The following is a 15,948-nucleotide window of genomic DNA, read 5'->3' as shown; positions in this document are numbered from 1 at the left end:
ATGAATACTCACGCTGAATCCTCTAAGGCAGACTGTTTTTCCGGCTGGAAGGCTTATGTCTTATTCGCATTGATGTCCTTTCTTTTTGCTTTTGCGTTGAGATGTGTTGACTTGCCTAAATGGGATAATCCCGCATTTATGATTGATGGCGAATACATTTTGGGAACCCATGATGCATATGCATGGCTGGCAGGTGCAAAGGGAGTCGGTAGAGCGGTAAGCAACCCCATGGCAGGCCTCGTTAAAACAATAGGGGAGCTTACTGGAGCGCCGTATGGAAATATTGCTTTCTGGCTTCCTGCTGTGTTTGCTGGATTTACAGCAATAGCCGCTTTTTCTTGGGGGATGCTTGTTGCCGGGCCGTGGATAGGACTATGTGCCGGTGTGTTTGCCACTTCAATTCCACTGTTTTATTTCCGAACACGCTTGAGCTATTATGACACGGATCTGGTAACTCTCTTATTTCCGTTGTTGATCTCTGTTCTGTTGGCTTACTGGGTCAGTAGAGGGATTAGAAATAGCTGGCTCCCCAGTACTACCAAAACAGACTCATTCCAGCCTTCCATTTCCGAATACATCATTCCAATTGTTGCGGGGGGCTGTGTCAGCTACGGGCGACTGTGGCACGGGGATGTCTTTTTGTTTGGGCTCTTCGCCCTCTTTGCTTCAATATTTCTTGTTCTTCTTTGTGGATATAAAGAGAGCAAGGCTACTTTATTGAAGGGCATAACAGCTTTTAGCTTGGCAGCAATGTTGGGCTGGGTAGGAATACTGCTGTCGGTTTTTTTGATTATTTTTTCTGAGAAAAAAGAGTTTAAATGCCATAGGTTTTTAGGAAGTATCTATCTTTATCTCTTAGTCATTTTTCTGGTGCTGATTTTTAGTGATGCAGGGGTTAAGTTTATATTCTTGTGGAGTAAAATTCAGTCATACCTCAAACCTGTGTCAGATGTCGTCGTAAAGAGTGCAGCCCAAATTCATTATCCAAGCATTGGTCAGAGTGTTATCGAGGTCCAAAATGTCAAATTGGTAGCGTTGCTAGGCGATTTGACCGGCAGTATGTATTTATCCTGCTTTGGGCTTCTGGGATTTTTATTTCTTTTGGCTAAGCGTCCCTATGTTTTATTGTTATTGCCTTTTGCCTTAATGACCGCAGCTGCGGTCAAGTTAGGCGGTCGTTTTGCCATGTTTGGTGGGGTAGTGCTTGGTCTTGGAGGGAGCTACTTTTTATATTGGCTCATGGTTAGTTTTTTAACGTTAGGTAAGAAGCAGAGGGTTTGCGCAGCTATAGCACCAATTTTTTTAATAGCTCTGTTAATGTTAAACGTTTTTCCACAGTATAAAAGGGCCATGCCTACTCCGATTATTTATCAGGAGCATGCAAGAGCTTTGAAGGCGATGTCCACAATTTCTCCTGCGGAGAGTACTTTTTGGACCTGGTGGGATTGGGGGTACGTAACTATGTACTATACTGGCAAAAAATCATTTGCCGATGGTAGTAATCATGGTGGAACTACTCTGTTTCCTTTGGCTTTTGCTTACACTACGCCTTCATTTATGCAGGCTAATCAGTTTATTAAATACTCTGCATCGCATAATGGAGTTCCAGCTACCGCTTGGAACAAAATGGATGTTAAAGATGTAGTGAATCTTGTTCGTAGTTTTGGTTTTAAGAATTATGAATTCAAGGATACACCTAAACAATATATAATAGCCAGTTGGGCTGATGTAAGACTGGCGTACTGGATATTGTACTATGGATCTTGCAATTTGTTGAATGGACAAGGAGTGCATCCGAATATTTCTGCGGTCAGATCAGGATTTAATCTGGATAGAGAGGTAGGGAGGGTAACATTTGATGATGGCAATGCTCTTCCTCTTTCCGGATATGCCGTAGCTTCACTAGGGGTAGGGGAAAGTAATATTTATCCCCAGTCTGCAGGACCTTTTCTCGTTTACAATAGCTATCTTAATTATGGATATCTTGTAGATGATCTGGCTAAAAACAGTCTTTTATTTCGACTACTATTGATGGATCCTGCCGCCCCTGAGATTAATGGCCGATTTAAGCTGGTTTATGAAGGATTTCCGATGATCAGAATATATGAAGTACTTTGATAGATGTTTAGGGTTGTTTTTTTAAGTGATTTCTTGTAATGCTTTACTATGAAATTGCGCTACATGCCGTAAACATAGGGTTTGCGGGTGTTCGCAAATAAAAATGGAGAGTTTTTCATTATGAAAAAACTTATCGGTATTTTTACAGTACTGCTCGTGTTTTGCGCTTCCAGTGCATTCGCACTGACCGCTGAATATCCTGCGTACTACAACGGGACTATTGCAGGTTACGCTGCCGGGACTGATACAGCAAATGCTACTCAGTTATTCCTTACAGGTTTTGGCGTGAACGCATCCGGTACAGTTGCTGCTGCTACCTCTAAAACTCAGGGTAGAATGAACATGTTCCGCTCTGAAATTGTGACAGCCGCATCCAAAAGCGACCTTTTTTTGATCAACGCAACTCTTGGTGCAACTTATGGTGGTTACCTTAACGGTACCATTGTATACACAAACGGCACAGCTGCTGCTGAAACAGTAACCAGAAGTCTTGCCGATACTGCATACGATAACACCAGAGCCGGCGAAAACATCGGTAATTACCTGACTTATGATGTTACAGCCGGTTCCACCAACCAGATTGGCGGTCTTGTTACTCTTGGTAGAGGTAACGGAACTCTGAACGCTACAACTTACTTTGTTCCTGCTGCAGGATACCAGTTGATGGTAGGTATTACAAATGCTACTTCCAACATGACCGGCACTGCTGATGTTGGTGCTGATACCAAAGAGGAATCTCAGGAAGGTTCCGGTATCTCCATGAGCATGCTTTACCAGAACGGTACTTTTAAAGATATCGCTGACGGTGCTACTTGGGATTACTACGCATACGGTGTTGTGAAGAATGACCCCGTTGTTGTTTTCGGTCAGGTTCAGATTAACTCTGCTTACGATTCTACTTCCACTACCGGTAACGCTCAGGCTAGATACTTTCTGGTTAACAGCACTGACACTGTAGACAAGTCTGACTGGGCTTATTATAACGCAACTACCTACAAGGCAGCTGCTGGTGGTAACGTTGCTCTTGAAAGAGATGATACCGACTACATTACCCTTTTCGAGAACTCCACCATCAACGTTGACAAAAACATGGTTACCGGTTTCGTAAGAACTGCTGGTAAACAGCTTTTTGCTGTAATGGTTAAGAATGGTTCCGACCTTTCTAACTCTTACCTCATGAACAAAGGTTTCACTGCAGTTACTACTGGTTCCGGTAGAGCTGGTCAGGAAAAAGGTAACGCAACTGCTGGTCTCATGCAGTTCCGTGTTGATGGTAACATGGAGCTGACTGGTTCTGCTCACGACTGGTTTGTTGATAGTGCTATCGGTTCTCTGCAGAACATTGACAGAGATGAAACTGATCTTGATCAGTACACTGTTGACGTAACTTCTACTTCTCAGTTTAAAATTGCCCAGACCAATGCTACCTTTAAAGATGTCAACGGTAACGTTATCGGTCACTTCTACGGTAAAAGATCTTCTGACGATGTCTTCTCTGTAGGTATCTACGAAAGTTATGTAAACAAAGACTTCCGTGACACAAGCATTGCATACCGTTCTCTTGCTTTCCTGATTCCGACTGCAGCTACCACCACTGTGATTACCGGTGCTGCTGCGAACTATCAGACTAACGCATCCATGACCACTACTTCCGGTACTAACTACAGCAGAAACAGCACAGGTTACACCAAGACTGAACTTCTTGCTAACTGGACCGGTATCGCATCTGATTTCGTACCTTTGACCGATGTTAAGGGTTACACTCTGACTAGCTCCGGTAAAATGGGTCCCGGTAAAGACTTCTACTATACCGCTAAGTTCGTAATGACTGGTGTTGCTGGTAGAGTTTCCGACCTCGCTCTCTACAAGGTAATGATCGATGGCTCTTCTGCTCATCTCCTTACCTACGCTGAAAACGAAGCTACCACCACCGATGGTGCATGGTGGATTTCCAGAGCTGACGGTAGCGGTTACCTCGGACCTAACTCTGTTCTTGATGCAACTGATGAAGTAGTCGTAAACTGGGTCGTTAAAGATAATGGCTCATACGACACCAACAATACCATCGATGGTGGTATTGTTGACCCGGTTGTTCTCGGTATCGCAGGTTCCTCCTCCAGCTCCTCCGGTTGTGTATTCAACCCCGCAGCTGGTTTCGGTCTGGAATGGCTGCTCCTGATGCTTGCTCCCATGGTTGCTATCGTACGTAGCCGCTTTAAGTAAGCACCAGACTACTGGATTATATCCACGTAGATAAATATAGAGGGCCGGCCTTAGGGTCGGCTCTCTTTTTTATAGTCGGCAAAAGATGTTTGCATAAGTAAGTTTGATATGAGTGTTATTCCCTATAGAAAAGATATAGATGGGCTGCGCGCTGTTGCTGTTCTGCTTGTAGTTTTCTCGCATGCGCAATTTCCCCTTTTTGAAGGAGGTTTTGTCGGGGTTGATGTTTTTTTCGTTATCTCGGGCTATTTGATTACATCAATTATGGTTAACGAGATTGATCAAGGTGTTTTCAGTTTTAAGATATTTTATCTGCGCAGAATTAGAAGACTTCTACCGGCTTTATTAGTAGTGCTTGGAGGTACAACATATGTTGCGCACAAATTACTTCTGCCGGGCCTTTTGCTTAGTTATGCAAAGGCGCAGTTTGCTACTCTTGCCTCGTGTTCGAATTTCTTTCTGTGGAGATATTTCGGCGGATATTGGAGAGGATATTCTAAAGAGTTTCCGTTAACACATACTTGGTCACTTTCTGTAGAAGAACAGTTTTACTACCTGTGGCCTGCCTTTCTTCTGTTAGCCTATCGTTTTATTCCCAAGAAATTTCATGCTAGAATTCTTTTCAGTGTTTTTATCCTTCTCCTTCTGCTTTCCCAGTACTTAGTCAAGTTTCCTGAGTTTGCCTTCTACATGATTCCGGCTCGTTTTTTTGAGATGTTTCTCGGAGCTATGGGAGCGCTTTTGTTTCGAAAGCCTATCGCTTTAGATCCTATAATTGAGAAAAAGACTGTAAATTTTGTCCATATAACCGGGCTTTCATTAATTTTATATGCAAGTTTTTTTTACAAAGAAGGCCTCCCATATCCCGGGTTGGATGCTTTTATTCCCTGCTTAGGTACATTTTTACTGCTGCTACCATTTCGTTGGTCTGCTTCGCCGATAGCCAATCTTTTTTCGACATCTATATTCCGCGGGATGGGAAAGATTTCTTACTCTTTGTATCTTTGGCATTGGCCTGTATTTTCGTTGCTCGCATATACTGGTCACTCAGTAGTTAAGTACAGAATTCCGGCCTTATGTTTGAGTCTTGGATTATCTGTATTGTCTTATAAGCTAATCGAAAAGCCGTTCAGAAAAGCAAATATATCCTTCAAGGCAGCCTTTTGCTCATTCGTTTTACTCCCTATTTGTCTAAGCGGTATATATTTATACGGTGCTTACAATGATGATGGTTACATGACTCGTTACACAGAGGATGAAAGAAAGGCGATACATGCTGTCAGCAGTATTGAAAGGCCATATCTGGGGGCCCAGCTTGGTAAAGGGTCCCCAACAGACTCTCATATTGAAAATGCTAACAGCATGTGGAATATGGATTCCTCCGGCCCCGTTCAGGCTTTATTGCTGGGTGATTCTCATTCGACTGCCATACGTCCGTTTGTAGAGTTGATTTGTGCTCCCTATGCAATAAAGGGATTACAGGTTGCTCGTGATAGCACCCCGTTTTTATTAAATGTAGATTTTTATGACCGCGATGTTCAAGGTAATTTGGAATTACGTGCTGACAAGCGGGAAATGAATGAATATTGGCGTAAATTGGTAACGCAGGGAAAAGTGAAGTACGTCTTCATTGCGGCGTTTTATTCTTCTAGAATTTATTCAAACGCGAATAAGCCTGAACGAATGTTGCATGAAAATGTAGAGCCAAGTTCTGATATCATTTCAGATAACAAGGTTAGTTTCGAATTGGGCTTATATGATGCTATAAAATTTCTTGTTAAAAATGGTGTTACCCCTGTTCTTTTTAAAGATATTCCCTATGTCCGCGAGCCTCTTTCACAAAATTATGTGAAAAATATTCTTTTTAATTCAGACCTGCATACTTCTGCTAATTGGAATGATATTGAGAAGCGGCATAGCTTTGAGGATTCAGTCATAGACAAGATTAAGCTTGAGTACCCTAGTGTAATTGTAATTGATCCAAAAGACCTACTAAAAAGACTGACTAAGAATGGTCAGTTTAACCCTGTTCTTGATGGGGTTCCTCTGTATGCAGATAGCAATCATTTGAATTATGATGGTGCGGTCGCCCTTGGGAAAGCTTGGCTTGATGCTTTTGGGAATCCCTTAGAAGTTAATTAGGAATATTCTGATTAATTTAAGTGAGATGTGATTGTGTATAGATTTGTTTTTTACAAATGAGCTGAACTTGTATTGCCATTGCTCTTCAAGTTAACTAAAAAGTGACTCATTAGAGCGCGAAATTTAGCTGCCGGAAGATTCTATGCTACAAATTCCGGCCTCTTTAAATAAAAATAATGGAAAGGAAAAAAATGAAAACAGCAGTTATTGGAACAGGCGCTATGGGCCAGCACCATGTGCGTCTATATTCAGATATTGCCGGTTCGGAGCTTGTCGGAGTAGTTGACCATAACACTGCGCAGACTGACAGGCTTTGCGCCCTTTACGGTGGTCGTGCCTATACTGATTACCGTGAGATGCTTGATAAAGAAAAGCCTGATGCAGTAACCATCGCTTTACCCACCTCTTATCATCATCAGGCTACTATGGATTGCCTCGATGCAGGCATTCACGTGATGGTTGAAAAGCCTATTGCGAAGACTGTTGATCAAGCGCGCGAAATGATCGCGAAAGCTAAAGAAGTGAATCGGGTACTTAAAGTCGGACATATTGAACGTTTTAACCCTGCCGTAACACAGCTGAAGGAAAGACTTGCTGATGGTCAGTTAGGACGTATTTTTACCATTCATTCCAGACGTCAGTCTCCGTATCCCGGACGAATTACTGATGTTGGTGTAGCAAGTGACCTTGCAACACATGAACTCGATATGATGCGTTATATTGCACAGTCTGAAGTGCACTCCATGACTGCTGAAATATCCAAAGTCATGAATACTGATAACGAAGATATCGTTTTTGGTCTTCTACGTTTTGAAAACCAAATTCTCGGTATCTTGGACGTAAACTGGGTAACTCCGACTAAGATAAGGGAAATTTCTGTGACCGGTGAAAACGGTATGTTTACCGTTGATTACCTTAACCAGAATCTTACCTTCAACTCCAACTATGCTGCCGAGCAGAATGAAAACCAGAGTGATTGGTTCAAAGCTAAATTCGGAGTAGCAGAAGGTGATTTCACACGTTTTCGTGTAGAAAAGCGCGAACCCCTTCGTGTCGAGATTGAATCTTTTCTGGAATGCTGCAGGGATAATTCTTCCCCGCTCGTAACAGGTGAAGATGGACTTGAAGCACTTAATCTTGCTCTCAAAATTGTCGATTGTAATTACAATTGCGGGTGCAAGAAAATTGATAACAGTTAGTTCGGCTTTTAATTCTCTGTTTTGCGGCTGGGTCACACTCACGAGTGATTCAGCCGCTAAATTTTACCTATTTATAGAAAATTTATCGTATGGCCTGTAGCCATATAGTACACATGGAATTCTTGAGAGTGTAAACTTGTTTTTTACACCATTTTGTGAGCTGCATAAATGTCTACGCTTGGAGTCAACTGTGAACCAGACACAATATAATGCATTAACTTATTGGCACGATACTCCGGATCAGAATTTTTTAAAAACAGCTTACGCTCCGACCTTTAAGATCGATTGTTGTGATTGCTTCGGAGTAGCCCAGCTTGATCCTTTTTTCTGCTATTCTTCCGAGGTCGGGCTGGCGATAACCAAGTTTTTGTCTGCCTATCAGCTACGTATACTTCATGGTCCTGTTTGCGAAAATTTTGAGAAGCAAAAACTCGAAAATTGGTGTGAATACCTATTGAGTCTTTCTGATGCAGTGAGAGCTACATCAATTTCAGTCATGCCCCCCTATTATAATTTTTTTGACAATCCTGCTCTTGCGGATGATTATGACTCTGTTTTCACTTCTGCAGGGTTTACCAGAACTAAAAAGCACACAGTTGTATTGGATATTGCTCAGGGTGAAGAGGCCATATTCAAAAAGTTGAAATATGAGACGCGTCGAAGTGTTCGCAGGGTTGCCGAGACAGATATTAAAATTGTTGATTTGAAAAAGAAAGAGCACATTGAGCTCTGGCAGGATATTAAAGGCCGGAAAAGCACAATTGATACTCGCAGAATTAATAATATAGCTGCACAGGATAATGAAAATTATTCATATTTTGTAGCTGTTCTTGATGGTGAGCCCTTAGCATGGTCAGGAGCCACATGGGGGAAAGAAGTGGGGTATGTTGAAGGTATCACCACCGCTCCTGCTGCCAGGTACGATAAGAAGAAGCGCTTTGCCAACTATGCATTGCAATGGCACATCATCAAGGAAGCAATCAGGCGCGAAGTCAAGTGGTTCGACTATGTCGGGGCTGAGCCTGATTCAGGTGATCCTAAAAAGATTAATATCATGAAATTTAAGCTGTCTTGGGGCGGAGAGCTCGTTTCATATAATCAATACGACAAAGACATTAATTTTTTGAAATCAAAGTTGGTTCAGGGGATCCAATTCAGCAATGCGTACAGAAAGCAGCTCCAACAACAATATCAGGCAAGAAAGAAGTAGGTTTCGATGATTAAGTACCGCGAATTAGAAGATTTATTAAATGAATATGCCGGTAAAAATTCATCCGTACTGGAAATTGGATCGAGACCCGGTTGCTACGCCTTTGCCCATCATAGCGTTATTCATATTGAGAGCAATATCGAGAATCTTAAGGGGCTTGATTTATTGACCACAGGATCTAGCCTGCCGTTTAAGAACGAGTCTTTTGATATGATTTTCATGGTTGCTGTTGATTATTACGTAGAGGACCATGAAGCCATGCTGGCAGAATGTCAGAGGGTTCTTAAAAAGGGTGGAAGGCTTATTATTGCAACCTACAAGCAAGAGAATTTAGCTCATCAGGTTGCCACTCAGGATGAAGCATGGCACGCCTTCTCGGAAGATGAATATGCTGCCAGATATAAAAAAGCGGGCTTTAATAATTTTGTAATAGACAAAATTATCAATAACCCGCCTCAGAATCCTTTAAAGCGTGCTGTATGGCATTTTATTCCGCGCGGGGTACTAATGCTCCGGTCGCAATGGAGAATTTATTCTGGGATTAAAATTTAGGGCTTAGTTAATTGTTACTGACGTCTTCCCTTATTCTGTACCGGTCAAATATAGATAAATTCGGCCTTCTGAGGGCGTCTTATGGGCAAGGGCACAATCGTTTGGCGTCTGATCTCCCAATGAAGAATGCGGACGAAATTCATTATACTCCTTGCGCCATGTTTCAATTCTGGTTCGAGCGTCTGAAACAGATAAAAACCAATGTGTATTCAAGCACTCGTCCCGAAAACTTCCGTTGAAAGATTCAATAAACGGATTATCTGTTGGTTTTCCGGGCCTAGAAAAATCCAGAACTACTTCATTTTCATAAGCCCATTTATCAAGCGCTTTAGAAATAAATTCACTGCCGTTATCTACTTGGATGCGTATTGGCTTCCTACCTGAGATGACACGTAGCCATTCCAATCTGGCAACGACTTTATCACCTTTTATCGAGGAATCTACGTAAATATCCAAGCATTCACGACTAAAATTATCGACCACAGTTAATGCTCTGATTCTTCGGCCATTGTACAGATTATCAGCCACAAAATCCATCGACCAGCACTGATCAATAGTGGAGAGTTCTGGTCGATCCATTCGGCGTGCTGCTGAGATATGTCGTCTTGGCCGTTTAGAGCGTAGGTTCAAGCCTTCTTCGCAATATATGCGATGCACCTTCTTGTGGTTCACATACCAGCCTTCTCTTCTCAACAGGATATATATTCTATGGCAACCGTAGCGCACACGGCTTTCAGCAATATCCCTGATACGGAGTCGTAAGGGGGTATCGTCCTTGCGCACCGACTTATAATAGTAGCTCGATCTTCCAAGACATAGAACTGAACATCTTCTGCGAATGCTGACTAGGTAAGCCTGCTCCAAATATTCAGCAAATTTGATCAACTGGGCAGGCTTCAAAGCTTTTTTGTCAAAACATCCTGAAGCATTTGCTTGTCCAAACTCAGATCGGCAACCAGTTTCTTTAATTGGCGGTTTTCTTCTTCAAGCTGTTTCAAGCGGCGCAGCTCGCTTACGCCAAGACCACCGTATTTCTTTTTCCAGTTGTAAAAAGTAGCTTCGGATATCCCCATCTTGCGACAGACTTCGTTGACCTTTGTGCCCGTTTCGGCCTGACGTAGTGCAAATGCAATCTGTTCATCGGTAAATTTACTTTTCTTCACGGCAAACTCCTTACTGTGACAATAGGTTGGTTTGCCAAAAATCTCTATTTTTAAATGGTCCAGCTTATTGGGAAGACGTCAATACGTGCATGTCAATCGATTAGTTCAAAAGTATATTTTCATAAAATTCTATTTCGTCTTTAAGTGCTTTGCCTGTTAGCTTGCCTCTTTCTATGATTTCATCATGAGTTATGACGTGGCTATATTGCGGATTACCATAGGTTCCTTGATACATAGCAGCCAAGAATTTGATAGCTTCATCTTTATTAGCCTTCACGCTATCAATTATATCCCAGACTTCATGGGGCTTATCAACAGTGACGGTGTTTTTACAAATATTGATGAATGGTTTTCCTAAGCAAATGACAGGGATTCTTGTTGCAAGACATTCTATCGCCACAGATGTCGCGGTTGTTACTACAACTGCTTTACTTCTCAGTATGATGTCCCTTGTAGGGACTGAAGGTGATAATATGACCACATTGGGCAATGCTGTTAATTCTTTATAAAATTTAGGATCTCGATTGCCATAACATGCAGGGTGTTCTTTAATCACCACAGTGTAGCCATATTTTCCGTGAATGGCGATTTGCTCGAGCATGTGTTCCTGATTTGCGAATTCGGGAGTTTGCGCACAGGTCGTAGCTTCAGGAGTCAGCTGGAGAAAATACGAAATAATATTTCCTTCAGGCACTTCAGTAGTTAGGTATTTAGCTGATAGTATCCTGTTTTTAAGCTTAATTAATGCAGGCGCTAATGAATCACCTTCTAACATGCGTTTAGCTTTATCTATTATTTGAGCCAAGCTGTATCTTGGTATAATTCTTCCGAGAGCAGCCTGTTGAGAGTCGTATTTTGTAGTAGGTTTTTCTTTTTCGTATCGATTAATGGCTTTTTCTGCCCAACGTATGCTTTCGATATTAATATTTCCTGAGTTGTAAATATAGTCTATCATACGACTTTCACGCTTACTTCCACTTGTTATTCTTATTCGCAGTTCTCCACCAAAAGGGTGGCACTGCTGCGCAAAAGCTTGCTTGATGATCTTCTTCCGGGCCATGGCATCAAGAATCATTGTCCCCGTAAGGTCGAGTGTTTCAAAAAAAGCATATTCTACATTATGTTTTTTTATAATGGAGTTCAAAAATATATAGTCAAGTAGTAACCTTTGAGGGATTACTTTGTTTAAAGAGCCAAGAATTGTTTTTCCATGATACCTGTTTACAAACTTTTCGTATAAAAGATAATTTATGTCAAAATTATAGCAGTTTAAATCTAGATCATTTTCAATTAATTTAACTTTTTCTAATTGTTGAGAAGTTATATGCTTGCTAAGTGTTATCATGGTTTCATGGTCATGAAACTCTTCAATAGTGATCCCTTCTATCCCAGAATAGAGTTCCTTATTGTTCTTTGTTACTGTAACAACGATATTAAAGTTCTTTTTAAGCTCTTTTACCATAGGTATAAAAAAATCATCGCATCTTTCGCGACTCATAAACAATATGGTATGTTTATTCATTTCCAGCTCCCAAAATAGACGTGAATATCTGTTTATTAAATTCGTGAAGATCTTTAATAACAATTTTTGCATCATAGCCATGCTTGGCTTCAACATGGCGGTGTCCACCAGTGAGCACTCTAACAGTTAGCATCCCGACTTTATTGAGGTTAACAAAATCCTTACTCGGATTGTCCCCAACATAGATCATATCAGACCAATCACATCCCTCTGAGCGGCGAATAAGCTCAAAACAATAAGTTGAAGGTTTAGCGTTTTTGATGCCGAAACGATGCGTAATAAAAATACGTTTGAATTTTGATTCTAAACCGAGTGCTTTGACTTTGTTATGTTGAACTACTTTGTGCCCATCAGTTACGAGGTAGAGAGGTGTTACTCCATGATATTTACTTAGTAATGCTTGTGCCTGTGGAAACAGTGTCAGCTTTGGTTTATGGTGACGGTATATTTTAATGCATTCGGAGACTCGCCCTTTAGACATAATCCCATGCGAGTCAAGCCATAAGTTAAAGACTCGTCCCCGTCCTTGCTCATTTAATATTTTAATTAAGTCGAGATATGACTGCTCAGCATTTAGCCCAAAAGCGGTCTCTCCGTGTTTGGCAACGGCATGAAGGCCACTCGTAACAAAGCTCATTTCATCATAGAGAGTGTCATCAAGGTCAAATATCAGTATCATAAAACACCATGTCAACCGGCAGTCTAACTTGCTTAACATTGTCGGCAGTACGTTTGAAAACAGTAGGCTTGTCCTGCCCGAAAACTTCGATAAGGCTCCAATAAAGGGAGTCTAATCCAGCGGCAATTGATGTTGTTGAAGCGCCTCCAAAGCGGGGATTGCATTCTATCATGTGCATAGTATTATTTGAAATAATAGCCTGCATTACGACTGGGCCGCGTAAATTATATTGCTTCAATATAAGAGAAGCTTCACGTTCCAGTTTTTCGTCACGAAATGTGGTTGTTACCTGAGATTCCCCAGCGATTATTCGATCTCTTCGACGTAGTACCACTCCGATAACAACACCATGTTGATTTACCCAGCCATCAATACTGATTTCAGGACCTGTTATATGGGGTTGGTAGATAGGATTCTTAAGAGTTTTTGCGTGTGCCAATGCTTCATCTAAGGATAGGGAGAGGCCAATTTTTTTAGAACCAGCGCCGAATCGTTCTTTCACGACATACGGTCCGGTCCCAACGTGTCCTGGCTTTTTAGCTGCATTAATAACAGAAAGATGTGCCGTCTTTCCGAACTTGGCAAATTCAAGTTTGTCTAAGCAAAGATTTACTGATTTTTCTTCAGAAACTAAAATCGCAATACCTGCTTCGGCAAATTTTTTCCGGTGATGCGCCCAGAAAGGCAATTCTCCATCGCGAGATGGTAGAATAACTGAGATACCGCGTTCTCGGCAACCTTGAATCAAATCTGGTAGCACCTTGCTAGTCAGCCTAGGCATGATCCAAAAAGCATCCGCTACATGCTGCGCAGGAGCATCAGGGTCTATGTCTCCAGCAATAACTTGTGCTTCTTTGGATATCCGTTTCAAGGCAGTTTTCATAGCCTGAACTAGTGGAGCTTTCCGAGATACGGAAGTAACCAATACATTTCCTACTGGGACTGTAATTATTTCGTGAGCCACACTAAAACGTTTACTGTTCATCCTTCATTACTCCATCAAATTGTATAGCGGTGTGCTATACCGCTATCTCTCTGCTCAAAAAGAGCTACATTTCGCTGATCTTATCCTTCCTACGTGAGCCTCTTTGAGCATGGTCATACTTATGCTTATTCAATAACAATATATGAAGTGAGAGGATTTGATGGATCTCTTCTAATAGCATATTTAGATAATCCGAGAATTTCTTTGAGAGCAATGGTTTCACCTGGAAAGTCTGGAACGTTAAGTTCATCAAAAGCTAAAATACTACCTTTGGTGAGATAAGGTAATATAGCGCTAAGGCAATCATGAGTCGGTTGATAAATATCGAAATCAAAATATGCGAGCGCTACGATGGTTTCAGGGTTTGACTTAAGATATCCCGGTAGTGTTTCTGAAGCATCGCCTTTGACTAATTCATATTTTTTTTTATGTGGAATAGGTGCGTTTTGATTATGAAAGTCGAGCAGTTCATTAAGCTCATCGTACCAGCCTGTTGTGACTCCGTAATCACCAATCCCTACATGTTCGCCATCTTGAGCACTTACAGATGGAAATCCACTAAAAGTATCAAAACCAATAACTTTGCGATTGTAATTGTATGGTTCATGGATTCCTCGTAAAGTGGAAAAAAGGGCCATGTTTTGCCCCCATCTGACACCAAATTCCATTATGACTCCATGCACAGGAACTATTTTTTGATACAACATTTGCATGAAGTTGATTCGTGATAAATTTTGACGTGTAAGGTATAATCCTAAATTATCGAGTAATTCTGAATTAGGAATTGAAGAGGCTCTCAGCCGTTGAGCTGTTTCGTGTTTTCGATCAACTTCAGTATTTGTTGAACCTACTCGAGTGCTAAACGTTTCTTTCTGCGACATTGTGTACTCCTTGTAATTTAAAAAATTAAATACAGTCAGATCGAACATTTCTCAATGTTCAACAAAGTTAACCGTGGACTAAATCCCACCTTCAATCATAGTTGCGTCAAGAGGTTCTCCGAAATTGAGATCACGAGTTGCCTTTTTTCCGATAATCTTGTTGTAGAATTTGGGTTTAAGACCGTTGCCTGGTCGAATTGACCGAATATTCATTTCTGTGAGAGCTTCGCCTTTTACGACTGGTTTTACAACATACAATGAACGTCGGTTCTTAAGCACCAACATTTCGGAATTAGTAGGAGAAAAAGCGGGAGAACCTAATGCTGTATGAGCTTCTTTTACTGCCGCAGTCAGTTGAGTCAATTCTTCAGTTTCCAAGGAAAAGGCACTGTCTACTCCTCCCTCTTTGCGAGAAAGAGTGAAGTGTTTCTCAATTATTACTGCACCAAGTCCTGCAGCTAAAATAGGTATTGTAGTCCCCATCGAATGATCAGATAAGCCTGCCATTACACCGAAACGGTCAGAAAGTTCTTTGATTGTGGATAGGTTAGCTTCTTCCGGTGGAGTTGGGTAGGCTGCAGTGCAATGGAGTAATATGATGTCTTGTGCCCCGGCACTCCGAGCGGCTTCTACTGCTTCTTCAATCTCTTCCAGCGTCGCCATACCAGTCGACATCACGATTGGTTTGCCTGTTCGGGCAACTTTTTGAATGAGTGGCAAGTCGATCAATTCTGGAGAGGCAATTTTATATGCAGGGGTATTTAATTGCTCAAGGAGATCAACTGCAGTGTGATCAAAAGGAGCGGAAAACAGAGTTATACCAATTTTTTGGGCATATTCAAAAAGAGGCTTATGCCACTCCCAAGGCGTATGTGCTTTCTCATAGAGATCGTACAATCGGTATCCAGCCCAAAGCCCTTCGTTTATCATGAAATCAGGGCTGTCATGGTTTATCGTGATAGTATCTGGACGATAGGTTTGAATTTTAACGGCATCTGCCCCGGCTTGCTTTGCGGCATCAATTATTCGAAACGCTCTTTGGATATCTCCGTTATGATTTCCTGACATCTCCGCCACAATAAAGGGGCGTTTTCCAGGGCCAATCATTTGTCCATTAATTTCCACATAAACATTTTTATTGTAAGGCATGTTTTTCTCTTTTTTTATAGTTAGCGAAGATAAATTTTATTTAGATATCAGCTGATAACATCCTTAATTTGCTTAAATCCAAAATGTCGGAGTAGTTACTAGTTCTCAGTTGAGAACAAAATATA

Annotated in this window: 12 protein-coding genes; 6 read left to right on the top strand and 6 right to left on the bottom strand. The window is 41.4% G+C overall.

Annotation, left to right across the window (positions count from 1 at the left end; all coding sequences use genetic code 11):
- The 6 genes from DESAL_RS18570 to DESAL_RS18545 all read left to right on the top strand — a co-directional run bounded on the left by DESAL_RS18570 (position 1) and on the right by DESAL_RS18545 (position 9,444).
- Positions 1-2,118, top strand: coding sequence for an STT3 domain-containing protein (locus DESAL_RS18570; RefSeq protein WP_015853508.1), 2,118 nt, complete (start codon positions 1-3; stop codon positions 2,116-2,118).
- A gap of 120 nt (positions 2,119-2,238) precedes the next feature.
- A complete protein-coding gene (locus DESAL_RS18565) occupies positions 2,239-4,341 on the top strand; it encodes a hypothetical protein (RefSeq protein WP_015853507.1) in 2,103 nt (700 codons plus the stop codon).
- A 108-nt stretch (positions 4,342-4,449) separates the two neighbouring features.
- Entirely contained in the window at positions 4,450-6,483 is a 2,034-nt protein-coding gene (locus tag DESAL_RS18560) for an acyltransferase family protein (protein WP_015853506.1), read from the top strand.
- Positions 6,484-6,674: 191 nt separating this feature from the next.
- Positions 6,675-7,682 carry a Gfo/Idh/MocA family protein gene (locus DESAL_RS18555; protein WP_015853505.1) on the top strand — a complete coding sequence of 336 codons (1,008 nt, stop codon included), beginning with the start codon at positions 6,675-6,677 and terminating at the stop codon, positions 7,680-7,682.
- Positions 7,683-7,872: 190 nt separating this feature from the next.
- The gene (locus tag DESAL_RS18550; RefSeq protein ID WP_015853504.1) at positions 7,873-8,892 is read left to right on the top strand and encodes a GNAT family N-acetyltransferase; all 1,020 of its coding nucleotides are present in this window, start codon (positions 7,873-7,875) and stop codon (positions 8,890-8,892) included.
- A 6-nt stretch (positions 8,893-8,898) separates the two neighbouring features.
- Positions 8,899-9,444, top strand: a complete 546-nt coding sequence (locus DESAL_RS18545; RefSeq protein WP_015853503.1) for a class I SAM-dependent methyltransferase — start codon at positions 8,899-8,901, stop codon at positions 9,442-9,444.
- Positions 9,445-9,474: 30 nt separating this feature from the next.
- Here the strand turns inward: DESAL_RS18545 and DESAL_RS18540 are convergent.
- The 6 genes from DESAL_RS18540 to pseI all read right to left on the bottom strand — a co-directional run bounded on the left by DESAL_RS18540 (position 9,475) and on the right by pseI (position 15,823).
- Positions 9,475-10,607, bottom strand: a protein-coding gene (locus DESAL_RS18540) for an IS3 family transposase (RefSeq protein ID WP_085930723.1) whose coding sequence is annotated in 2 segments (ribosomal slippage) — positions 9,475-10,355 and positions 10,355-10,607 — 1,134 coding nt in all. Because the reading frame shifts where the segments join, the coding sequence is not laid out codon by codon here.
- 100 nt (positions 10,608-10,707) lie between these two features.
- Positions 10,708-12,129, bottom strand: a complete 1,422-nt coding sequence (locus tag DESAL_RS18530) for a capsular polysaccharide export protein, LipB/KpsS family (RefSeq protein WP_015853500.1) — start codon at positions 12,127-12,129, stop codon at positions 10,708-10,710.
- Complete coding sequence (locus tag DESAL_RS18525) at positions 12,122-12,808, bottom strand: HAD family hydrolase (RefSeq protein WP_015853499.1); 687 nt, start codon at positions 12,806-12,808, stop codon at positions 12,122-12,124. The genes DESAL_RS18530 and DESAL_RS18525 overlap by 8 nt, the downstream gene beginning before the upstream one ends.
- Complete coding sequence (locus tag DESAL_RS18520) at positions 12,792-13,793, bottom strand: ATP-grasp domain-containing protein (RefSeq protein ID WP_015853498.1); 1,002 nt, start codon at positions 13,791-13,793, stop codon at positions 12,792-12,794. Before DESAL_RS18520 ends, DESAL_RS18525 begins: the two co-directional genes overlap by 17 nt.
- 125 nt (positions 13,794-13,918) lie before the next feature.
- Complete coding sequence (locus DESAL_RS18515) at positions 13,919-14,674, bottom strand: crotonobetainyl-CoA--carnitine CoA-transferase (protein ID WP_015853497.1); 756 nt, start codon at positions 14,672-14,674, stop codon at positions 13,919-13,921.
- Between the two features lie 78 nt (positions 14,675-14,752).
- Positions 14,753-15,823, bottom strand: a complete 1,071-nt coding sequence (gene pseI, locus DESAL_RS18510; protein WP_015853496.1) for a pseudaminic acid synthase — start codon at positions 15,821-15,823, stop codon at positions 14,753-14,755.
- Between the last annotated feature and the right edge of the window lie 125 nt (positions 15,824-15,948).

This window comes from Maridesulfovibrio salexigens DSM 2638 (assembly GCF_000023445.1).
Lineage (GTDB): Bacteria > Desulfobacterota > Desulfovibrionia > Desulfovibrionales > Desulfovibrionaceae > Maridesulfovibrio > Maridesulfovibrio salexigens.
The sequence above is the reverse complement of the archived record's forward strand: the minus strand, read 5'-3'. Positions and strand labels throughout refer to the sequence as shown.